The organism is Roseibaca calidilacus, from assembly GCF_001517585.1.
Classification (GTDB): Bacteria; Pseudomonadota; Alphaproteobacteria; order Rhodobacterales; family Rhodobacteraceae; genus Roseinatronobacter; species Roseinatronobacter calidilacus.
On record NZ_FBYC01000004.1, the window covers coordinates 2,347,382 to 2,369,475 of the forward strand.

Sequence of the window (22,094 nt, forward strand, 5' to 3'; positions counted from 1 at the left end):
AGCGCGGCTACCCGGAATCTGGCCTATCTTCCGAAACCCGGCACATGTGCCTGCATTCCGGGCTGTCAAGGGCAGGGTCAGTCCCACCCCATCTTGGCCAGATAGCCTTCTATCAGCGCGGTGTCGGACGGGTTGTTCAATTCCCAAAACACGGCACCGGGGGCCGACACTTCGACCACGCGCACGGGGTGGCCGTTTTCCAAAAAGCGCAATTGTTCCAGCCCTTCCAGCGCTTCCAGCGGGCCGACCTCCCAGCCCATATACGCGTCAAGCGCCGCGCTGCGATAGGCATACAGCCCAACATGGTGGAACACCGGCACCACGCCATCGACCACACCGCGCCCGTTGGTGAAGGGGATCACCTCTTTCGAGAAGTAAAGCGCTTGGCCCAGCCGGTTTGCCACAACGGTCGTCGCCCCCACGCGCCCGGCGGCACGGTCGGCAATGAAGTTTTGCACCGCTTCCCCGTCGCAGCGCAAGATGGGTGTGGCAATGCCGCACTCCGGGTCTGCCTGCATGGCCTGCACAAGGGCGGTCACGAAATGCGGCGGCGTCAGCGGCGCGTCGCCTTGCAGGTTTACGATAATCTCGGCGCTTATTCCGGCGTTCTGGACGGCTTCAGCCACACGCTCGGTGCCGTTTCGACAGCGCTCATCCGTCATAATCACGTCAGCACCAATGCGCGCGGCTTCTTCCGCGATGCGGCTGTCATCGGTCGCAACATAAAGCGCCGCCGGCACGCCCATATCCGCGACAGCGGCGCGCCCAGCCTCGACCGAGCGTTGCAACAGCGATTTCACCTGCCCCGACGCCCCGCGCAACGGGGCCAGCGGTTTGGCCGGAAACCGGGTAGAGGCATAGCGCGCCGGGATGATGATGGCGATGTCGGTCATACGGCCAGCCCTTTGGCCAGCGCATCGAATGCACGAAGCTGCGCGACCAGCCCTTCCATCTGGTCCACTGGGATCATGTTCGGACCATCCGACGGCGCGTTGTCCGGGTCTTGATGCGTTTCAATGAACAGCGCCGACACGCCCACCGCACAGGCTGCGCGCGCCAGAACCGGCGCGAATTCGCGCTGCCCGCCTGATGTGGTGCCCTGCCCGCCGGGTTGCTGCACCGAATGCGTGGCGTCAAACACCACCGGGTAGCCCGTCTGCGCCATGATCGGCAGGCCCCGGAAATCGCTGACCAAGGTGTTATAGCCAAACGACGTGCCCCGGTCACACAGCATGATCCGCTCGTTTCCGGTAGAGGCGATCTTCTCGGCCACGTTGCCCATGTCCCAAGGGGCAAGGAACTGACCCTTCTTCACGTTGATCGCAGCACCCGTTTCGCCCGCAGCCAACAAAAGGTCGGTCTGGCGGCACAGAAAGGCCGGGATCTGCAACACATCGCAAGCTTGGGCGGCAGGCGCGCATTGGCGCGCGTCGTGCACATCAGTCAGCACCGGGCAGCCGAATTCGTCGCGGATTTTCGACAGGATCGACAACCCCTCCTCCATCCCCAACCCGCGCTGGGTGCTGATGGACGAGCGGTTCGCCTTGTCGTAGCTGGCTTTGAAAATGAAGCGCGTGCCGGTGGGCGCGCAAGCCTCGGCAATGCGCGCGGCCATCATCCGCGCGTGGTCAAGGCTTTCCAACTGGCAAGGCCCCGTTATCAGGGCAAACGGGTTTGCGGCCCCGATCTGAATATCGCCAACCGTGACAATCCGTGCAGTGCTCATAGGTCTGATCCTTTGTCGCTTGTGCCCCGTTTTTGTGGCGCAAGGCCGCGCTTGTCCAGCCCCGGACGGGGCTACAGTTCTTCCACCAGCACCACACCCTCAAGCGACTTGACCGCGCCTTTCACCTGCGGGGTGATCGCGTAGTGCTGGCCGGTGTCGATGTCGTATTCCTGCCCGCGTTCGGCATCTGTCACGCAAAACCACAAAGGCCCGCGCGCTTGGCCCTTCCCATAGCGCGCCAACAAGTTGGCCACAGCGCCAATGGCATCGGGTGTTTCCACATGCACGCGCAAACCCGCCGCGCCCGCATCGGCCACGACCGCATCAATCGGTTGAATGCCGCGCGCCAGCAGTTTCAGCGTGTCGGCCTCCATGGTTGCTTCGACCGAAATGACCACGTTCTGACCCGGTTCCAGATATTGGCGGCCCGCTTCCAGCGCTTCGGAAAACACCGTCACTTCATAAAGGCCCGTAGAATCGGACAGCTGCACAAAGGCAAAGCGATTGCCCCGCGCCGATTTGCGTTCCTGCCGGGACGACACGGCACCTGCAATCCGCGCGGCAATGCCACCACCCTTGGCCTGTTTTTCAATCTCGGCCAGTGTCAGCACCTTCTTGCGTTTCAGCGCGCCCGCGTAATCATCCAGCGGGTGACCAGACAGGTAAAACCCGATGGCTTGGTGTTCGGCGGCCAGCCGTTCCGTGGGCAACCAATCGTCACATTGGGCCATGCGGGGTTCGGGAATATCGGTGCCCGCTTCGCCAAATAGCGACACTTGGTTGGAGGCGCGCGCCTCATGCACGGCGGCTGAATAGGTCACAAGCGCATCCAGACTGTCGAACACCCGGCGGCGGTTGCGGTCCAACTGGTCGAACGCGCCCGCCCGCGCCAGCATTTCCAGCGCGCGTTTGCCGACGCGTTTCAGGTCCACCCGGCGGGCCATGTCGAACAGCGTGGCAAAGGGTTTGTCGCCGCGCCCATCGACCAGCAGGCGCATGGCATCGACGCCCACGTTTTTCAGCGCGCCGAGAGCATAGACCAGCGCACCGTCCTTTACATCGAACCGCGCGCGCGAGCGGTTCACACATGGCGGGATCACAGCAATATTCAGCCGGTCCACTTCGCGCTTATAGACCGCAAGCTTCTCTGTCAGATGAATATCGCAATTCATGACACCGGCCATGAACTCGACCGGGTAATTCGCCTTCAAATACGCGGTCTGGTAGCTGACAACCGCATAGGCGGCGGCGTGGGATTTGTTGAAGCCGTAATTGGCGAATTTCTCCAGCAGGTCGAACACCTCGCCCGCCTTTTTCTCATTCACCCCGTTCTCAATCGCGCCCTTCACGAATTTCGGGCGCTCCTTGGCCATCTCTTCGGCAATTTTCTTACCCATCGCACGGCGCAACAGGTCTGCGCCGCCAAGCGAATATCCCGCCATGACCTGCGCGATTTGCATCACCTGTTCTTGGTAAACGATGATGCCTTGGGTTTCCTCCAGGATATGGTCAATTGACGGGTGGATGGATTCGAGCTTTTTCTGCCCGTTCTTCACCTCGCAATAGGTTGGAATATTCTCCATCGGGCCGGGGCGATACAGCGCCACAAGTGCCACGATATCTTCAATGCAGGTGGGTTTCATGCGCCGCAGCGCGTCCATCATGCCAGAACTTTCCACCTGGAACACGGCCACGGTGCGCGCACTGGCGTATAGGTCATAGGTCGCCTTGTCATCAAGCGGGATGGCGGAAATATCCAACGTCACCCCGCGCCGTTTCAGCAGGTCGACCGCGTTTTGAATGACCGTCAGGGTTTTCAGGCCCAGAAAGTCGAACTTTACCAGCCCCGCCTGTTCGACCCATTTCATGTTGAACTGCGTGGCGGGCATATCAGAGCGCGGATCACGATAGAGCGGCACCAACTGGTCCAACGGGCGGTCACCGATCACAACGCCTGCCGCATGGGTGGACGCATTGCGCAACAGCCCTTCGACCTTTTGCGCATGGGTCAGCAGGCGGTCGACCACCTCTTCCGACTTGGCCATCTCGCGCAGGCGCGGCTCATCGGCCAAGGCTTTTTCAATGCTGACGGGTTTGACCCCTTCAACCGGGATCATTTTCGACAGTTTGTCGACCTGTCCGAACGGCAATTGCAGCACGCGGCCCACATCGCGCACGGCAGCTTTGGACAGCAAAGCACCGAAGGTGATGATCTGACCAACCTTGTCATGGCCGTATTTGTCTTGCGTGTAGCGGATCACCTCTTCCCGGCGATCCATGCAAAAATCGATGTCGAAATCGGGCATGGACACACGTTCGGGGTTCAAAAACCGCTCGAACAGCAGCGCATAGCGCAACGGGTCCAGATCGGTGATGGTCAACGCATAAGCCACAAGGCTGCCCGCACCCGACCCCCGGCCCGGCCCCACGGGAATATCCTGTTCCTTGGCCCATTTGATGAAATCGGCCACGATCAGGAAATAGCCGGGAAAGCCCATGCCCTCGATGATCCCCAGTTCAAACTCCAGCCGCTTTTCGTAATCTTCGACTGGGGCGGCATGGGGGATCACGGCCAGACGCGCGGCCAGCCCCTCGCGGGCTTGGCGGCGCAATTCCTCGACCTCGTCCTCGGCAAAGCGGGGCAGAATAGGCGCGCGTTTCTCGGCCTTGTAGGCGCAGCGGCGCGCAATCTCGACCGTGTTTTCTATCGCTTCGGGCAGGTCGGCAAATAGCGCGGCCATTTCCTCGGGCGATTTCAGATAATGCTGCGGCGTCAGGCGGCGGCGCGGTGCGGATTGGTCCACATACGCGCCTTCCTTGATGCACAGCAGCGCATCATGCGCCTCGAACATGTCGGATTTGGGGAAATAGACATCGTTCGTGGCCACCAGCGGCAGGCCCATCTCATATGCCATTTCGACAAACGGGCGCTCGGTCAGGCGCTCGGCTTCCATCATCTGACCGTCATCGCCCGCGTGGCGCTGCAATTCAACATACAGCCGGTCCGGGAAAGCGCGCGCCAGCCGTTCCAGAAGCACGCGGGCTTTCGGCATCTGGTTGGTCTGGATCAATTTGCCCAGCGCCCCTTCAGCCCCGCCAGTCAGGCAGATCACGCCGCCTGAATGCGTCTCTAGCTCCTCTAGCGTGACCTGAGGCACGGGGCGGTCCTTGGGCAGATATAGGCACGAATTCAGCGCCATCAGGTTCATGTAGCCCGCCTCTGACTGCGCCAGCAGAACCACGGGCGCGGGCATCCGGAGCTTTTCGCCGGGCGCGGGCGGATCATAGGCAACCGAGACCTGACACCCCAGAATCGGCTGCACCCCCATGCCCGACGCCAGAACCGAGAACTCCAGCGCCGCGAACATATTGTCGGTATCGGTCACGGCAATCGCCGGATAGCCCTTTTCCGCGCAGGTTTTCACCAGCTTTTTCAGCGGCACCGCACCTTCCAGAAGAGAATATTCGGTATGGGTGCGCAGATGGATGAAACGAGGGGCTTGGGTCATCTGCTTATGTTACCGCCGCCAGTCGCAACACAAAAGATGCAATGGCCATCTGACAGGCATTTTCCCAGACCGGGCGAAAAGCGCGCAGCTTTCGCTTGCCCTTGGCGCGTTGTCACGGTTTGTTATGGCACGGTTTCGCGCAACACGGGGTTCCCGCACAGATGACAGACGCCACACCCTTGTTGCAGCTTTCCGGCCTGACCAAGGCCTATCCGGGCGTGGTCGCAAATGACGATGTGTCCTTCGACATTGGGCCGGGCCAGATTCATGCGCTGCTGGGCGAGAATGGTGCAGGCAAATCGACTTTGGTCAAAATGATCTATGGTCTGGTTAAGCCCGACGCGGGCGAGATGCGGCTGCGCGGCGCGGCCTATGCCCCCGGCCAGCCATCGGACGCGCGCAAAAGTGGCATTGCCATGGTCTTTCAGCATTTTAGCCTGTTCGATGCGCTGGACGTGGCCGAAAACGTGGCCCTTGGCATGGAGAACCCGCCGCCCCTGCGCGATCTGGCCAAGCGTATCCGCGACGTGTCCGAAGCCTATGGCCTGCCATTGGACCCGGCGCGCTTGGTGGGCGAATTATCGGCAGGCGAACGCCAGCGTGTCGAGATCATTCGCTGCCTGCTGCAAGACCCCAAGCTGCTTATCATGGACGAACCCACCAGCGTTCTGACCCCGCAAGAGGTGGACATCCTGTTTCTCACTCTGCGCAAGCTGGCGCACGATGGCACGGCGATTCTGTATATCAGCCACAAGCTGGATGAGATTCGCGCGCTTTGCTCGGAAGCAACCATCCTGCGCGGCGGCAAGAAGGTCGCCACATGCGACCCGCGCGAGAAATCGGCGCGCGAACTGGCGGAACTGATGGTCGGCCAGCTTCTGACCCCGCCCGAACGCCCCGAACGCCCCTTTGGCGATGTGGTCTTGCAGGTAGACGGGTTGTCGCTGGCGTCGAACAATCCGTTTGGCACCTCGCTGAAAGACATTCACTTCTCCCTGCGCGCAGGAGAGGTTCTGGGCATTGCCGGTGTCGCGGGCAATGGGCAAGACGAGTTGTTGCTGATGCTGTCGGGCGAATTGCAAAGCCCCTCGGACCGCGTGCGCCTGCGGGGCCAGCCGGTCGGGCATCTGGGGCCGAACGGGCGGCGCGCCTTGGGGCTGGTCGCCGCGCCCGAAGAACGGCTGGGCCACGCTGCCGCCCCGGATATGAGCCTGACCGAAAATGCCTATCTGTCGGGTGCATATCGCAAAGGGCTGGTCCGGAACGGATTTGTCGATTGGGCCAAGACCCGCGCTTTCGCGGAAGCGGTGATCACACGCTTCGATGTGCGCACGCCGGGGCCGCATGTGGTGGCCCGCGCGCTGTCGGGCGGCAATTTGCAGAAATTCGTCATTGGGCGAGAGATTGAACAAAACCCGGCGGTGATTGTCGTGAACCAGCCCACATGGGGCGTCGATGCCAGCGCCGCCGCGACCATCCGCCAAGCGCTGCTGGACCTTGCCAGCCAAGGTGCGGGCGTGGTTGTCATTTCCCAAGACCTTGATGAACTGCTGGAAGTGGCCGACAGTTTCGCCGCGCTGAACGAAGGCCGCCTGACCGCGCCGCGCCCTGCCAAGGGTCTGACCGTCGATGCAATCGGGCTGATGATGGGCGGCGCGCATGACATGGACGTGGCCGAGGGAGCAAGCATATGATCCGGCTGGAAAAACGCCTCGCACCCTCGAAACGCGCGCAATATCTGAACCCGTTTCTGGCGGTTCTGCTGACCATGATCGCGGGCGGATTGATGTTCGCAGCCCTTGGCAAAGATCCGGTCGCGGCCATCCGGCTGATCTTTTTCGACCCGATCTTCTCGGAACAATTCGGCAGCTATTCGCGCCCGCAACTGCTGATAAAATCGGCCCCCCTGATCTTGATCGCGGTGGGGCTGGCCATCGGGTTCCGCGCGGGTATCTGGAATATTGGCGCGGAAGGGCAATACATTATCGGGGCTTTGTGCGGCGCGGGCGTGGCGCTGGCTTTCTACCCGGTCGAGGGGTGGTATATCTTTCCGCTGATGGTGATCGCGGGCGCCTTGGGCGGCTTCCTGTGGGCCATGATCCCCGCCATTTTGAAAACACGGTTCAATACCAACGAAATCCTCGTCTCGTTGTTGCTGGTCTATGTGGCCGAGCGGCTGCTGGCGGGCATGGCGCTGGGGCTGTTGCGCAACCCCGATGTGGCAGGCTTTCCCGGTTCGCGCGATTTGCGCCGCTATGAAAGTGCGCATAATGCCGACCTGATCGCCAATACCGGTATGCACTGGGGTGTTGTCGCAGCCATGATAGCGGTGATTTTCGCTTATGTGATGATGACCCGCCATAGCCTTGGCTACCAAGTGCAACTGGCGGGCCAAGCCCCGCGCGCAGCCCGCTTTGCAGGTGTCTCGCCCGCACGGCTGGTGGTGATCTGTCTGGGCATCTCTGGCGTTTTGGCAGGGCTTGCCGGTATGTTCGAGGTCAGCGGCCCTTCCGGCCAAGTGCGGATCGACTTTGCCAGCGGCTACGGTTTTACCGCCATCATCGTGGCATTTTTGGGCCGGTTGAACCCCATTGGCATTGTGTTGGCAGGGCTGCTTTTGGGGCTGACCTATATTGGCGGCGAGCTAAGCCAGATGATGCTGCAACTTCCCGGCGCGGCCATTCAGGTGTTCCAAGGGATGCTGTTGTTTTTCCTGCTGGCGCTGGATTTCCAGACAAATTACAGGCTGCGATTCACGAAAGGGGCGCGCGCATGATCCTTGGCTCTATCCAACCTGCCGTTCTGATCGCCGCGCTGATGGTCGCGGCCACACCGATCCTGCTGGCCGCCATTGGCGAATTGGTGGTTGAAAAGGCAGGCGTGCTGAATCTTGGCGTGGAAGGCATGATGATCCTTGGCGCGGTCGCGGGCTTTATCGTGGCGGTGCAGACCGGCAACCCGGCCTTGGGCTTTGTCAGCGCGGCGGTGGCAGGGGGGCTTTTGGCGCTTTTATTCGCGCTGCTGACGCAGGCGCTGATGGCCAATCAGGTCGCCTCCGGCCTTGCACTAACGCTGTTCGGGCTGGGGCTGTCGGCGCTTCTGGGGCAAGCCTATGTCGGCATTTCACCCCCGCGCACGCCCAAGCTGGACCTTGGCCCGTTGTCGGACATCCCGTTCTTTGGCCGCGCGTTTTTCAGCCATGACGCGTTGGTGTATCTGGCCATTGCCATCGTTATCGGCGTCTGGTGGTTTCTGAAATACAGCCGCGCCGGATTGATCCTGCGCGCAGTGGGCGAAAACCATGACGCGGCGCATGGGCTGGGCTACCATGTGAAACGCGTGCGGGCGCTGGCGATTGTGTTTGGCGGCGCCTGCGCGGGGTTGGGCGGCGCCTACCTGTCGCTCATTCGCGTGCCGCAATGGACCGAAGGCATGACCGCGGGCGCAGGCTGGATCGCGCTCGCGCTGGTTGTGTTCGCAAGCTGGCGGCCCTTCCGCGCGCTGGCCGGTGCCTATCTGTTCGGCGGAATTGTGGTTTTGCAACTGAATCTGCAAGCGGCGGGCGTCAAGATACCCGTCGAATACTTGTCAATGTCGCCTTACCTGATAACCATCGTTGTGCTTGTTTTCATCTCGTCGGGCAAAGCGCGCGGGTCGCTGAACGCACCCGGATCGCTGAACCGGCCTTTCCATGCCTCGGGCTGAGGCAACTTGCTGCCAAAACAGGGAGAAACACCTAAATGACCCTCAAATCCATCCTCGGCGCGGCCACCGCGCTTGGCTTGGCGCTTGCCGCGCCGGCGTTTGCCCAAGACCCGACCAAGGTCGGCTTTATCTATGTCGGCCCCATCGGCGACCATGGCTGGAGCTATACGCATGACCAAGGCCGCCTGGCGGTCGAAGCTGAATTCGGCGACGCGGTGGAAACCACCTATGTCGAAACCGTGGCCGAAGGCCCCGACGCCGAACGTGTCATGACGCAGATGGCGCTTGGCGGCGCGGATATCATTTTCGCCACGTCCTTTGGCTATGGCCCGGAAATGAACAATGTCGCCGCGCGCTTCCCTGACATCAAATTCGAACACGCGACCGGCTACATTCAGGAACAGCCCAATGTCAGCCTGTATAACGCGCGTTTCTACGAAGGCCGCGCTGTGATCGGACATATCGCGGGCAAGATGACCGAAACCAACAAGATCGGCTATATCGCGTCGTTCCCGATTCCCGAAGTCATTATGGGCATCAACGCTGCCTATCTGGCTGCCAAGGCCGTGAACCCCGATGTCGAATTCTCGATCATCTGGGCCTATTCTTGGTATGACCCGGCACAAGAAGCCGCCGCCGCCGAAGCGCTGATTGAACAGGGCGCGGATATCATCATGCAGCACACCGATTCCACCGCGCCGCTGACGGTTGCGCAGGATGCGGGCGTCATGGGCTTTGGCCAAGCATCTGACATGTCGGGCTTTGCACCGGATTCGCACCTGACCGGCATTGTCGATGTCTGGGCGCCTTATTACATTGAGCGGGTCAAGGCCGTGATGGACGGCACATGGGAACCTGTCAATGTCTGGCACGGCATTGACGAAGGCATGGTCGGCTTCGCACCCTTCAGCGACAAGATCCCGGCAGACCTGCGCGCCGAGGCCGAGGCCATGATCGCCGCCATCGCAGATGGCAGCTTCCACCCGTTCACCGGGCCGATCAACCGTCAGGACGGCACGCCGTGGCTGGCCGAAGGCGAAGTGGCCGATGACGGCACGCTTCTGGGCATGGATTTCTATGTCGAAGGCATCACCTCGGAAATTCCGAACTGATCCAACACTTTAGGACAGCGTTGCAACCCCCGGCCCCGGCCGGGGGTTTTGCTTTAGGACGACATCAACGTATCTATCCAGTCAGCCTGTGCCATGGTCGCCCTGTAACCTTCATCAATTGCCTGTGACGCTAGGTGAAACTGCATGATATTCATATGCGCCAGCCGTGCCGAGATCAGGACATGGGGCGCATCCGCCGCAAGCCTAGCGCGGCGGATCTGGTCGCTCATCATGTCAATCGTGGCATTGATCAAGGCCGTATAGCTGGGCGGGTTCGGGTCTTTGGACGGGGCCTCATTGGTGCCGGATCGCCAGAACTGCGTCAGCGCATCCGGCAGTTTCTCTGAAACTTGGTCGACCATCTCTGAGAAATCCGGCAGTCCCGGCCAATCCTGCCCCGGCGTCCAGAACAGCCCTCCGGTGGCGGCATTCGGGTTCACGGCAACAACCACCCGGACACCTGCGGCAGTCAAAGGTGTGATCGGCACCGGGTTCACCACTCCGCCATCAATCAGCCAGCGCCCGTCGATGCATACGGGGCTGAGAATACCCGGAATGGCGACGGATGCGCGCGTGGCGCTTGCCAGCGGACCCTCTTGAAGCCAGACCTCTTGCCCGCTGGAAAGATCGGCGGCCACGGCTATGAAAGGCAGGCTTAGATCCTCTATCCGGCAATCAAGGCCGATTTCTTCCAGCATCTTGGCAATACTTGTGCCACCGACCAGCCCACCCCCGGTCAGCCGCATATCGATCAGCGACCAGACGCGGCGCGGGGTTAGCGCGCGCGCCCAATCCTCTAGCGCATCCAGTGCGCCGCCAGCATAGGCCGCACCAACCAAAGCGCCCATGGAACTGCCTGCGACCACATCGGGCCGCACGCCCATCTCATCTAGCGCGCGCAACACGCCGATATGGCACCACCCGCGCGCGCCCCCTGTGCCCAAGGCCAAGCCCAGTTTCGCAGTCATATCGCCCCCATGCTGCTGGTCGGATTGGGGGCATAATGCCTCCGCACCTCTGTGCTTGCCAGCCTTGATTGCCATGCGCTAAGTCAGCGGCTGAAAGGACATCTCATGCCCCCTCCCCCCCGTGCATGGCAGCGCATGCTGTCTGGTCGCAGGCTGGACCTGCTGGACCCGACGCCCGTAGACATCGAAATAGAGGACATCGCCCATGGCCTTGCCTTTGTCCCGCGCTGGAACGGGCAGACCAAGGGTGACTGGCCCTATTCCGTGGCTGAACATTCGCTGCTGGTGGAACGGATTTTCACACGCGCGGGCAAAGCACCGGAACCGCGCTGGCAATTGGCAGCCCTGCTGCATGACGCGCCGGAATATGTGATCGGGGACATGATTTCGCCGGTCAAGGCCGCGGTTGGCCCGGATTACGGCGCGCTAGATGCGCGCCTGAGCGCCGCGATCCACATTCGGTTCGGTCTGCCTGCCGCGCTGCCCATGGCCATTAAACGCCGCATCAAAGCGGCGGATAAAGTGTCGGCATGGCTGGAAGCCACGCAAATCGCCGGATTTTCGGAACCAGAAGCCAACCGTTTTTTCGGCCGCCCCGATGCGGCCGTGCTGCAAGGTCTGTCGCTGGACCTGACACCGCCCGCCGATGCGCGGGCACGCTTTCTGGCGCGCCACGCGGAATTGCTGGCGCAGCTTTAGCCCTTCATCCCGTCCCAGAACCCCTTGACCTTGTCAAAGAACGAGTTGGACTCGGGATTATTTTCGGCGCTGAGCTTCTCGAATTCTTCCAAAAGCTCTTTTTGCCGTGCGGTCAGGTTTACCGGTGTTTCTACGGCCAGTTCAATCAGCATATCCCCGTGGCCCGCCCCGCGCAAAGCCGGCATCCCTTTGCCGCGCAAGCGCATCTGGCGGCCCGACTGACTGCCCGCTGGCACCTTCACGCGCGAACGGCCACCGTCAATGGTCGGCACCTCAACCTCGCCGCCCAGGGCGGCACGGGTCACGCTAACGGGCACGCGACAGAACAGCGTCGTTGCGTCGCGCTTGAACAGCGCGTGTTCAGCGACGTTTACGAAGATATACAAATCCCCCGCGGGCCCGCCGCGCAGGCCCGCTTCGCCTTCGCCGGACAGGCGAATGCGGGTGCCGGTTTCCACGCCGGCCGGGATGTTCACCGACAGATTAGCCTCTTTTTCCTTGCGCCCCGCGCCACCGCACGCCTTGCACGGGTTCTTGACGATTTGGCCCGCACCGCCGCAGGTCGGGCAGGTGCGTTCCACCGTAAAGAAGCCCTGCTGCGCGCGCACCTTGCCCATGCCCGAACAGGTCGGGCAGGTAACAGGTTCTGCACCGCCCTCTGCGCCGCTGCCGTGACAGCTGTCGCATTCCGACAGGCGCGGCACGCGGATGGTCTTGCGGGTGCCCGCATACGCCTCTTCCAGCGTGATCCGCATGTTATAGCGCAGGTCGGAGCCGCGGCTTGCACGCGAACGGCCACCACCGCCACGCCCGCCGACGAAATCGCCGAACAGGTCTTCGAAGACATCGGAAAAGGCACTGGCGAAATCGCCATTGCCGCCACCAAAACCCGGATGGCCGCCGCCACGCTGCCCGGCACCCATACCGCCATCGAACGCGGCATGGCCGTAACGGTCATAGGCCGCTTTGCGTTCCGGGTCTTTCAGCGCATCATAGGCTTCGTTGATTTCCTTGAACTGCGCTTCGGCATTGGGGTTATCGGAATTGCGGTCGGGGTGCAGTTCCTTGGCCTTCTTGCGATAGGCTTTCTTGATCTCGTCCGCCGATGCGGACCGGCTGACACCCAGCAGGTCGTAGAAATCTGGCTTGGCCATGGCTGTGGGCTCCGAACACGGGGACCGGCCCGACCCTAGTCAGACCGGTCCTGTTTGCTTAGCGGACAGGCTTACTTGCGCTTGTCGTCTTCAAGGTCTTCGAAATCGGCATCGACGATGTCTTCGTCCACCTCGCGCGGGCCATCATCATCCGACGCATCCGCACCTTCGGCCTTTTCAGCCTGCGCCTTGTAGATCGCCTCGCCCAGTTTCATCGACGCTTCGGTCACGTTCTGGATGCCGGACTTGATCTTGCCCGCATCTTCGCCTTCCAGCGTGTCTTTCAGCGCGACAATGGCCAGTTCAATCGCCTCGACCGTGGTCGGGTCCACCTTGTCCTTGTATTCCTCAAGCGATTTCTCGGTCGAGTGGATCAGGCTTTCCGCTTGGTTCTTGGCTTCAACCAGTTCACGACGCTTCTTGTCGGCTTCGGCATTTGCCTCTGCGTCTCGCACCATCTGTTCAATATCCGCATCCGACAACCCGCCAGAGGCTTGGATCGTGATCTTCTGCTCGCGGCCCGTGCCCTTGTCCTTGGCGGACACGTTCACGATGCCGTTCGCGTCAATATCGAAGGTCACTTCAATCTGCGGCATACCGCGCGGCGCGGGCGGAATTTCTTCCAAGTTGAACTGGCCCAACATCTTGTTGTCTGCGGCCATTTCACGCTCGCCCTGGAACACGCGGATGGTCACGGCGTTCTGGTTGTCCTCTGCGGTGCTGAACACCTGCGACTTCTTGGTCGGGATGGTCGTGTTGCGGTCGATCAGGCGGGTAAACACACCGCCCAAGGTCTCGATGCCCAAGCTCAGCGGCGTCACGTCCAGCAGGACCACATCCTTCACGTCGCCTTGCAACACACCCGCCTGAATGGCGGCACCCATGGCCACCACTTCGTCGGGGTTCACACCCTTATGCGGTTCCTTGCCGAAGAAGCTGGTCACTTCTTCGATCACCTTGGGCATACGGGTCATACCGCCGACCAAGATCACCTCGTCAATGTCACCCTTGGACAGGCCCGCATCTTTCAGCGCTGCGGCGCAAGGCTTCAGAGAGTTCTTGATAAGGTCGCCCACCAGCGATTCCAGCTTGGCGCGGGTCAGCTTCATGACCAAGTGCAGCGGCTGGCCGGTGTTCTTGTCCATCGAGATGAACGGCTGGTTGATTTCCGTCTGCTGCGACGAGGACAGTTCAATCTTCGCCTTTTCTGCCGCTTCCTTCAGGCGCTGAAGCGCCATCTTGTCGGCGGTCAGATCGACCCCGTTCTCTTTCTTGAACTCGGTTGCAAGGTAGTTGACGATCCGCATGTCGAAATCTTCACCACCAAGGAACGTGTCCCCGTTGGTCGATTTCACTTCGAACAACCCGTCGTCGATTTCCAGAATGGTAATGTCGAACGTGCCGCCACCAAGGTCATAAACCGCGATGGTCTTGCTGTCTTTCTTGTCCAGACCATAGGCCAACGCGGCAGCGGTCGGTTCGTTGATAATGCGCAACACTTCCAGACCGGCGATTTTACCGGCGTCTTTGGTGGCTTGGCGCTGCGCGTCGTTGAAATAGGCGGGCACGGTGATGACCGCTTGCGTGACCTTCTCGCCCAGATAGCTTTCGGCGGTTTCCTTCATCTTTTGCAGAATGAAGGCCGACACTTGGCTGGGGCTATATTTCTCGCCGCGCGCTTCGACCCATGCATCGCCATTGCCGCCGTTGACGATGGCATAGGGCACAAGGTTCTTGTCCTTCTCGACCTCTGCATCGGTCAGGCGGCGCCCGATCAGACGCTTGACGGCGAAGACGGTGTTTGTGGGGTTGGTCACCGCTTGGCGCTTTGCGGGCTGGCCGACAAGGCGCTCATCTTCCGTAAACGCCACGATGGACGGCGTGGTGCGCGCGCCTTCCGCGTTTTCGATAACGCGGGCTTGGCTACCATCCATGATGGCAACGCAAGAGTTGGTTGTTCCAAGGTCGATCCCGATGACTTTGGCCATATGCTTCATCCTCTTCTTCAAGCGATGGGGCAAAGAGGTCCGACGCGGCCCCTGCTTGCCCGAATGTCTGCCCATCTGGGCGGTTGAGGCGTATATAGGAAGGGTCCGTGGGGCCTGCAACCGTCACAGCTTTGTGAAATTTGCCTAAGCATGTAAAATTATGCCGCCAGCCCGCGCCCCCGCAGCAGCGCATCCACCCCCGGCATACGGCCCCGGAAGGCGGTGTAAAGCGCCTCGGCCTCTTTGCTGCCACCGGCGGACAGGATAAAGCGTTCCAGCTTGCCGGCCGTTTCCGGGTCGAACGCATCGCCCGCCTCAACGAAAGCATCGAAGGCGTCAGCATCCATCACTTCGGACCACATGTAGCTGTAATAGCCGCTGGAATAGCCGTCGCCCGCAAACACATGCGCGAAATGCGGGGTCGCGTGGCGCATCCGAATGGCTTGGGGCATGCCCAAAGCGTCCAGCACTTCGGCCTGTTTTTGCATCGGGTCAGAAGGCGGCGGGCCTGCGTGAAATTCCAGATCCACCATGGCAGAGGCGACATATTCGACGGTCGAAAACCCTTGGTCGAAATTCTGCGCACCCAGCAGGCGTTCCAGCAGATCCTGCGGCATCGGTTCACCCGTTGTCACATGGCGGGCGTGCTGCGCCAGCACTTCGGGCACCTCCAGCCAATGTTCGTAAAGCTGGCTGGGCAATTCCACGAAATCGCGGGCCACCGACGTGCCGGAAATAAAGCCATGCGTCACATCCGACAACATCTGATGCAGCGCATGGCCAAATTCATGAAACAGCGTGCGCGCGTCGTCATAGGACAAAAGCGCCGGGTCGCCCTTGGCGAAGTTGCAGATATTGACAACGATTGGCCGCACATCGCCGCCCAGTTTGCGCTGGCTGCGCATGGTTGAACACCACGCCCCCGACCGCTTGGACCCGCGCGCGAAATAGTCACCGATGAACACGGCCATGTGGCGGCCTGCGCGCGTAACCTCCCACGCGCGGGCGTCGGGGTGGTAAAGAGGCACGTCGAGGGCGCGGAACTCCAGCCCGAACAGGCGGTGCGCGCAGTCAAAGGCCGCGGCGATCATGTTGTCTAGGCTTAGATATGGCTTCAGCGCCGCCTCATCCAGATCATGTTCGGCGCGGCGCAGCTTTTCCGCGTAATAGCGCCAATCCCACGGCTGCAAGGGGCTAGGCTGGCCATCGGCGTGCAGCATCGCTTCCAGCTTTTCGGCATCCGCCACCGCCTTGGCGCGCGCGGGCGTCCAGACCTGCATTAGCAAATCGCGCACCGCCTGCGGAGTGCCAGCCATTTCGGTTTCCAGCTTGTAATCGGCAAACGTATTATAGCCCAAAAGCTTGGCGCGCTCGGCGCGCAGGGCCAGCACCTCTGCGGCGATGGCGCGGTTGTCAGTCGCCCCGCCATTTGCACCGCGCGCCGCCCAAGCGGTATAGGCCCGCTCGCGCAGGTCGCGGCGGGTCGAGAATTGCAAGAACGGCACGATCAGCGAGCGTGACAATGTGATGACATGTCCGCTCAATCCACGCTCTTCTGCCGCCGCGCGAGCACTTGCGACCACGAAATCCGGCAAACCCGACAGATCATCGACCGGCATGACCCAATCGCGTTCATCCGCCAGCAGGTTTTGGGTGAATTGCGTGCCAAGACTGGCCAAGCGCGATTTCACTTCTGTCAGCCGCGCGGCTGCGTCCCCCTGAAGCGCCGCTCCTGCACGCAAGAACATGCGCCGATACAGCATCAGCACGCGGTCTTGTTCGGGATCCAGCCCCAGCGTATCGCGCGCGGCCCAGAGCGCCTCTATCCGGTCGAACAGCGCGCGGTTGTTGATGATCTCGGACGAATAGGCCGACAGCTTGGGCGATAGATCACGCTGCAAGTCTTCGCGCGCGGGCGTGCTGTCCGCGCCCGCAAGGTTGAAAAACACACCCGCCACGCGGTCCAACAGCGCATCCGCCTGTTCCATCGCTTCGATCGTGTTGGCGTAGCTGGGCGCCTCCGGGTTGTTGGCGATGGCCGCATAGGCTGCGCGCCCTTCGGCCATGGCGGCGTCGAAGGCGGGCGCAAAATGGTCATCCGTGATCTGCGCAAAAGGGGGCAGTTCGAAATCGCTGTGCCAGTCGGCCAGAAGCGGGTTGGTCATGATCGGCCCTTTTCATGCTTGGGTGCCGCACAAGCTAGGGCCGATGCAAGCCGGGTTCAACGCGGTTCTTGCGCCTCTGTCTCTGCTTCTGCCGCTTCGGCTGCTGCCTCTGCCTCGGCTTCTGCATTCTCGACGGACCAGACCGCCGCTGCCTCTACCGCCACGGGCGAGGCCGAGGGCAGAACGCCAAGGTAGCTTTCGGTTTCTTCCGCCGTGGGTGCCGCACGCTGTGTCATGCGGTATAGGGCATAGAGCGCAATCGCCCCGAAGGCCGCCGCCTGCACGAACCAAAAGCTCATCGCGCCGAAATGCTCCATCGCGGCACCTATCACCAATGGGCCAAGGATGGCCCCCAATCCGAAGGTAAACACCAAGCCGCCCGACGCGGCGGCCATATCCTCTGGCGCAAGGGTGTCATTGGTGTAGGCCAAAAACAGCGAATACAAAGGCGTCGCCACACCGCCTGCAAAAAATGCCGCGACCAGCATGTAGCTCACGCCCCCATTCGTGACAAAGCCCAAGGCACAAGCCCCAACCCCCAGCGCCGAGACAATGGCGATCAGCTTGCGCCGGTCCATACGGTCGGACAGCCAGCCAATCGGGTATTGCAATATCATCGCGCCGCCAAACAGCGTTGCGACCAGCAGCGCAATCTGATTGGCGCTTAGCCCAATTTCATTGCCGAACACCGCCGCCATGCCGGTTTGCGCGGCATAGCCCGCGCCCAGCAGGAAAATGCCCACCGTCCCAAGCGGAGAAGCCTCTAGCAGCGCACGCAACGACATGGGCCGCGACACGTCGGCGGCGGGCACCGGTGTGGCCGACAGCAGGATCGGGCCAAAAGACACCGACACAAGGATTGACGCGCCAATAAACAGCGCCGGGCCCGCCGCGTCGCCCAGCGCCAAAAGCCCTTGCGCCCCAATAATGCCCATGGTCTGCGCGATCATATAGGCCGATAGCACCTTGCCCCGGTTTTCGTTGCTGGCGGCATTGTTCAGCCAGCTTTCGGCGGCAACATAAATGCCCGACATGCAGAACCCGATCAGGATACGCAGGATCGTCCAGAACCATGGGTCCGCCAGCAGCGGAAAGGCGATCAGCGCCGCCGACATGAAACTGCCCAGCGCGGCAAAGACCCGCACATGCCCAACCCGGCGGATCAGCACCGGCGTATACCGCGCGCCCGAGAGGAAGCCCATGAAATAGCCAGAGGCCACGATGGACAATTCCAGCGCCGAGAAGCCCTCTACGCCGCCGCGCAGGCCGATCAGGGTAAAATGCATACCATTGCCCAGCATAATCAGGACAATGCCCAAAAGCAGCGCCCAGACGCCGGAGAACACCTGAAACATGCAAGGAACCTTTCGCGCGATCTTGGGCCAGACCTAGCGCGGCACTTGGGGCATGACTAATGCTGCACCGCCGCATAAATGCCCGGAACCGACATGCGCGATGCGACTTTGCGGCACAGGGCCGCGCAAACGCCTTCGGGCAGGGGCACCGCACAAGGCCGCCTTTCGCGCAGCGCCAGTCGGTGGTTCGCGGCGGCGGAACCGGCAAAGCTTGTTGCGCATGGGGTCGATAGGTTATGCCGCGACAAACACCACGGACCCAAAGGGAAAACCATGCGCATTCTGTTCACCGGCGGCTCTGGCAAGGCAGGCCGCCACGCCATCGCCTATCTGCTGGAACAGGGGCACCGGGTGCTGAACCTGGACCTGACCCCGCTGGACCTGCCGGGGGTGGACAACCGCATCGCGGACATCACCGATGCCGGGCAGATGTTCGACGTGATGCACAGCTATGCGGGCTTTGACGAGTTGGACCCCGGCACAGGTGTGCCCCGCTTCGATGCCGTGGTGCATTTCGCCGCCGTGCCGCGCATCTTGCTGCGCAGCGACAACGAATGTTACCGCATCAACACCCAAGGCACCTATAACGTGCTGGATGCAGCGCTGAAAATGGGTGTGCGCAAGGTGATCTTCGCATCCTCCGAAACCACCTACGGCATCTGCTTTGCCGATGGCACCCGCAACCCCGACTACCTGCCGATAGACGAAGACCACCCCACCATCCCCGAAGACAGCTACGCCATGTCCAAGGTCGTGAACGAGGTCACGGCGCGGTCGTTTCAGCGCCGGACAGGCGCCGATATTTACGGTCTGCGCATAAACAACGTGGTGGAGCCGCCTGAATATGCGCGCGATTTTCCGGGCTATGTGGCCAATCCCGCCAGCCGCAGGCGCAATATCTTCGCCTATATCGACGCGCGCGACTTGGGGCATATGGTGGACTGCTGCCTGCGCACAGACGGGTTGGGCTACGAAGTGTTCAACGTTGCCAATGACACGCATTCGGTGGGGATGACGACGGATGATCTGCTGGGCGCGTTTTACCCAGACGTGCCGGTGACGTGCCGCCTTGGGCCGGAAGAAAGCTTCTATTCCAACGCCAAGGCCAAGAAAATGCTGGGGTTTTCACCCCAGCATAACGATTGGCGCAACCTGTTGGGCGGCTAGGGCCTAGCCGTCCTTGCGGATGGTGGCATTTTCCGGGTCATAGGGGCTGTCACAGGTGACGGTCGCGTCCCACAACTCGTTGAACATGCGGACCTTCAGCTTAGTCCCTTCCACCGCCAGATCGGGGCGCACATAGCCCATGCCGATGGATTTGCCAAAAGCGACCGAATAGCCCCCCGATGTCAGACGGCCCACTTTCGTGTCGCCATCATACAGCGCCTCGCGGCCCCATGGGTCGGCGTCGGCTGGTCCGTCAATCAGCAGCGTGCAGCATTTCGACCGGATGCCGGTTGCCTCCATCGCCGCTTTACCATGGAAATCCTTAGACATATCAATGAAGCGCGGCAGGTCGGCCTCCATCGGCGTCGCATCGCGGCCCAGCTCATTGCCAAAGGCACGGTAGGATTTTTCCTGCCGCAGCCAGTTCTGCGCCCGCGCGCCGACCAGCTTTAGGCCCACATCCTCGCCCGCGGCCATGATCTGGTCGAACAGGTAGGTCTGCATCTCGATCGGATGGTGCAATTCCCAGCCCAGCTCGCCCGTATAGGCCACGCGCACGGCGCGGACCGGGCACATGCCCAGTTCGATATTGCGCCATGACAGCCACGGGAAGCGCTTGTTCGACAAGACCGTGGACGGGTCCGCATCTTTCACCAGCTTGGTCAGCAGATCGCGCGATTTCGGGCCAGCGACCGCGAACACACCCCATTGCGTGGTGATGTCGTGAATATCGATCCAGCCGAATTCGCCCATCTTGTCTTGGGCGGCTTTCAGCAGGTAGTCGCTGTCATAGGCGGTCCAAGCGCCCGCAGAGATCAGGTAATATTCATCCTCTGCCAGCCGCACGATGGTGTATTCGGTGCGCGTGGTGCCAGTGGCGGTCAGCGCATAGGTCAGGTTAATGCGCCCGACCTTCGGCAGCTTGTTGCAAGTGAACCAATCCAGAAACTGCGTCGCGCCCGGCCCGCGCACAAGGTGCTTGGTAAAGGCGGTGGCGTCGATCATGCCAACACCTTCGCGGATAGCTTTCGCTTCCTCGACCGCGTATTGCCACCAGCCGCCCCGGCGGAAGCTGCGCGCGGCGTGATCGTCGAACCCTTCGGGCGCGTAGTAATTGGGGCGTTCCCAGCCATTCACGCAGCCAAACTGCGCGCCGCGCGCCTTCACCCGGTCGTAGCAGGGGGCGGTGCGCAAGGGGCGGCAGGCTTCTCGTTCCTCATCCGGGTGGTGCAGGATGTAGACGTGTTCATAGGCTTCTTCGTTCTTGCGCGCGCCGTATTCGGTGGTCATCCAAGACCCGAAGCGCTTGGGATCAAGCGAGGCCATGTCGATCTCGGCCTCTCCTTGAACCATCATCTGGGCAAGGTAGTGACCAGTGCCGCCCGCCGCCGTAATCCCGAAGCTGAACCCTTCGGCCAGCCACATGTTGCGCAAGCCCGGCGCCGGGCCGACCAGCGGGTTGCCATCGGGCGTGTAGCAGATCGGGCCGTTGTAATCGTCTTTCAACCCCACGGTTTCGGACGACGGAATCCGGTGGATCATGGACATGTATTCTTCCTCGATCCGTTCCAGATCCAGCGGGAACAGATCGGCGCGGAAGGTATCGGGCACGCCATATTCGAAACAGGCGGGCGCATTGCGTTCATACGGCCCCAGAATCCAGCCGCCGCGTTCTTCGCGGACATACCATTTCGCATCGGCATCGCGCAAAACCGGGTGTTCGGGGTTGGATTTGCGATACTCGACCAGCGCCGCGTCAGGTTCGGTGACGATGAACTGATGTTCCACCGGGATGGCGGGCATTTTAATACCCAACATCTTGGCGGTGCGCTGTGCGTGGTTGCCGGTGCAGGTGACGACATGTTCGGCGGTAATTTCAAACTGCTCATCAGAGGCAACCAGATTGCCGCCCTTTTCCACCATGCGCGTGCAGGTCACGACCCATTCCGACCCGGTCCAGCGGTAGCCATCCACCTGCACCTTGCGCACGATCTCAACACCGCGCTGGCGGGCACCCTTGGCCATGGCCTGCGTCACATCGGCGGGGTTGATGTAACCATCGGTCGGGTGGAAGATCGCGCCCTTCAGGTCTTCGGTGCGGACCAGCGGCCACCGTTCCTTGATCTGCGCAGGCGTCATCCACTCGTAAGGAATGCCCACGGTTTCGGCGGTAGAGGCATAGAGCATATATTCGTCCATACGCTCTGCCGTCTGCGCCATGCGCAAATTGCCAACCACGGCAAAACCTGCGTTCAGCCCGGTTTCTTCTTCCAGCGTCTTGTAGAACTTCACGCTGTAGTCGTGGATATGGCTGGTCGCATAGCTCATGTTGAACAGCGGAAGCAGCCCAGCGGCGTGCCATGTGCTGCCAGAGGTCAGCTCGTCACGTTCCAGAAGCGTGGTCTGCCAGCCCGCTTTCGCAAGGTGATAAGCGACAGAGGCCCCGACGGCCCCACCGCCGACAACAAGGGCTTTGACATGGGTTTGCATGGGCGCGGACTCCGGCAAGGGTAAACTTGCGCCTGTCTTCGCAAATCGCCGCACGC

15 protein-coding genes are annotated in these 22,094 nt (G+C 61.4%); 6 read left to right on the top strand and 9 right to left on the bottom strand.

Annotated elements, in window-relative coordinates; all coding sequences use genetic code 11:
* Window positions 1-77 precede the first annotated feature (77 nt).
* The 3 genes from AWT76_RS15105 to dnaE all read right to left on the bottom strand — a co-directional run bounded on the left by AWT76_RS15105 (window position 78) and on the right by dnaE (window position 5,235).
* The gene (locus tag AWT76_RS15105; protein ID WP_072247065.1) at window positions 78-893 is read right to left on the bottom strand and encodes a 3-deoxy-manno-octulosonate cytidylyltransferase; all 816 of its coding nucleotides are present in this window, start codon (window positions 891-893) and stop codon (window positions 78-80) included.
* Complete coding sequence (gene kdsA, locus AWT76_RS15110; protein ID WP_072247066.1) at window positions 890-1,726, bottom strand: 3-deoxy-8-phosphooctulonate synthase; 837 nt, start codon at window positions 1,724-1,726, stop codon at window positions 890-892. Before kdsA ends, AWT76_RS15105 begins: the two co-directional genes overlap by 4 nt.
* 71 nt (window positions 1,727-1,797) lie before the next feature.
* Window positions 1,798-5,235, bottom strand: a complete 3,438-nt coding sequence (gene dnaE / locus AWT76_RS15115) for a DNA polymerase III subunit alpha (RefSeq protein WP_072247067.1) — start codon at window positions 5,233-5,235, stop codon at window positions 1,798-1,800.
* Between the two features lie 161 nt (window positions 5,236-5,396).
* On the opposite strand from dnaE, the gene AWT76_RS15120 reads away from it, so the two are divergent.
* From AWT76_RS15120 to AWT76_RS15135, 4 genes are read left to right on the top strand one after another with little or no spacing between them, the layout of a single operon-like run.
* Window positions 5,397-6,929: an ABC transporter ATP-binding protein gene (locus AWT76_RS15120; RefSeq protein ID WP_072247068.1), complete on the top strand. Its 1,533-nt coding sequence runs from the start codon at window positions 5,397-5,399 to the stop codon at window positions 6,927-6,929.
* On the top strand, window positions 6,926-8,011 hold the full coding sequence (locus tag AWT76_RS15125) for an ABC transporter permease (protein ID WP_072247069.1): 1,086 nt from the start codon (window positions 6,926-6,928) through the stop codon (window positions 8,009-8,011). Before AWT76_RS15120 ends, AWT76_RS15125 begins: the two co-directional genes overlap by 4 nt.
* Window positions 8,008-8,940 (top strand): ABC transporter permease, encoded by a 933-nt coding sequence (locus AWT76_RS15130; RefSeq protein ID WP_072247070.1) that lies wholly within the window; start codon window positions 8,008-8,010, stop codon window positions 8,938-8,940. The genes AWT76_RS15125 and AWT76_RS15130 overlap by 4 nt, the downstream gene beginning before the upstream one ends.
* Before the next feature lie 35 nt (window positions 8,941-8,975).
* Entirely contained in the window at window positions 8,976-10,052 is a 1,077-nt protein-coding gene (locus tag AWT76_RS15135) for a BMP family ABC transporter substrate-binding protein (RefSeq protein WP_072247071.1), read from the top strand.
* A 53-nt stretch (window positions 10,053-10,105) separates the two neighbouring features.
* Here AWT76_RS15135 and AWT76_RS15140 read toward each other — a convergent pair whose 3' ends face one another.
* Entirely contained in the window at window positions 10,106-11,020 is a 915-nt protein-coding gene (locus AWT76_RS15140; RefSeq protein WP_072247072.1) for a patatin-like phospholipase family protein, read from the bottom strand.
* Between the two features lie 105 nt (window positions 11,021-11,125).
* On the opposite strand from AWT76_RS15140, the gene AWT76_RS15145 reads away from it, so the two are divergent.
* A complete protein-coding gene (locus AWT76_RS15145; protein WP_072247073.1) occupies window positions 11,126-11,719 on the top strand; it encodes an HD domain-containing protein in 594 nt (197 codons plus the stop codon).
* Here the strand turns inward: AWT76_RS15145 and dnaJ are convergent.
* From dnaJ to AWT76_RS15165, 4 genes are all read right to left on the bottom strand, one after another.
* Window positions 11,716-12,873, bottom strand: a complete 1,158-nt coding sequence (gene dnaJ / locus AWT76_RS15150; RefSeq protein WP_072247074.1) for a molecular chaperone DnaJ — start codon at window positions 12,871-12,873, stop codon at window positions 11,716-11,718. The genes AWT76_RS15145 and dnaJ overlap by 4 nt on opposite strands.
* Window positions 12,874-12,944: 71 nt before the next feature.
* Window positions 12,945-14,861: a molecular chaperone DnaK gene (gene dnaK, locus AWT76_RS15155; protein WP_072247764.1), complete on the bottom strand. Its 1,917-nt coding sequence runs from the start codon at window positions 14,859-14,861 to the stop codon at window positions 12,945-12,947.
* Window positions 14,862-15,019: 158 nt separating this feature from the next.
* The gene (locus AWT76_RS15160; RefSeq protein ID WP_072247075.1) at window positions 15,020-17,026 is read right to left on the bottom strand and encodes a M3 family metallopeptidase; all 2,007 of its coding nucleotides are present in this window, start codon (window positions 17,024-17,026) and stop codon (window positions 15,020-15,022) included.
* A gap of 56 nt (window positions 17,027-17,082) precedes the next feature.
* Window positions 17,083-18,381 (bottom strand): MFS transporter, encoded by a 1,299-nt coding sequence (locus AWT76_RS15165; protein ID WP_072247076.1) that lies wholly within the window; start codon window positions 18,379-18,381, stop codon window positions 17,083-17,085.
* Window positions 18,382-18,654: 273 nt separating this feature from the next.
* Between AWT76_RS15165 and AWT76_RS15175 the strand changes: the two genes are divergently transcribed.
* The gene (locus tag AWT76_RS15175; RefSeq protein ID WP_072247078.1) at window positions 18,655-19,548 is read left to right on the top strand and encodes an NAD-dependent epimerase/dehydratase family protein; all 894 of its coding nucleotides are present in this window, start codon (window positions 18,655-18,657) and stop codon (window positions 19,546-19,548) included.
* 3 nt (window positions 19,549-19,551) lie between these two features.
* On the opposite strand, the gene AWT76_RS15180 is transcribed toward AWT76_RS15175, so the two are convergent.
* A complete protein-coding gene (locus AWT76_RS15180) occupies window positions 19,552-22,038 on the bottom strand; it encodes a GcvT family protein (RefSeq protein ID WP_072247079.1) in 2,487 nt (828 codons plus the stop codon).
* Window positions 22,039-22,094 lie beyond the last annotated feature (56 nt).

Coding starts and splice junctions, on each gene's coding strand:
- AWT76_RS15105 (WP_072247065.1), bottom strand. CDS start 893: ATGACCGACATCGCCATCATCATCCCGGCGCGCTATGCCTCTACCCGG.
- kdsA (WP_072247066.1), bottom strand. CDS start 1,726: ATGAGCACTGCACGGATTGTCACGGTTGGCGATATTCAGATCGGGGCC.
- dnaE (WP_072247067.1), bottom strand. CDS start 5,235: ATGACCCAAGCCCCTCGTTTCATCCATCTGCGCACCCATACCGAATAT.
- AWT76_RS15120 (WP_072247068.1), top strand. CDS start 5,397: ATGACAGACGCCACACCCTTGTTGCAGCTTTCCGGCCTGACCAAGGCC.
- AWT76_RS15125 (WP_072247069.1), top strand. CDS start 6,926: ATGATCCGGCTGGAAAAACGCCTCGCACCCTCGAAACGCGCGCAATAT.
- AWT76_RS15130 (WP_072247070.1), top strand. CDS start 8,008: ATGATCCTTGGCTCTATCCAACCTGCCGTTCTGATCGCCGCGCTGATG.
- AWT76_RS15135 (WP_072247071.1), top strand. CDS start 8,976: ATGACCCTCAAATCCATCCTCGGCGCGGCCACCGCGCTTGGCTTGGCG.
- AWT76_RS15140 (WP_072247072.1), bottom strand. CDS start 11,020: ATGACTGCGAAACTGGGCTTGGCCTTGGGCACAGGGGGCGCGCGCGGG.
- AWT76_RS15145 (WP_072247073.1), top strand. CDS start 11,126: ATGCCCCCTCCCCCCCGTGCATGGCAGCGCATGCTGTCTGGTCGCAGG.
- dnaJ (WP_072247074.1), bottom strand. CDS start 12,873: ATGGCCAAGCCAGATTTCTACGACCTGCTGGGTGTCAGCCGGTCCGCA.
- dnaK (WP_072247764.1), bottom strand. CDS start 14,861: ATGGCCAAAGTCATCGGGATCGACCTTGGAACAACCAACTCTTGCGTT.
- AWT76_RS15160 (WP_072247075.1), bottom strand. CDS start 17,026: ATGACCAACCCGCTTCTGGCCGACTGGCACAGCGATTTCGAACTGCCC.
- AWT76_RS15165 (WP_072247076.1), bottom strand. CDS start 18,381: ATGTTTCAGGTGTTCTCCGGCGTCTGGGCGCTGCTTTTGGGCATTGTC.
- AWT76_RS15175 (WP_072247078.1), top strand. CDS start 18,655: ATGCGCATTCTGTTCACCGGCGGCTCTGGCAAGGCAGGCCGCCACGCC.
- AWT76_RS15180 (WP_072247079.1), bottom strand. CDS start 22,038: ATGCAAACCCATGTCAAAGCCCTTGTTGTCGGCGGTGGGGCCGTCGGG.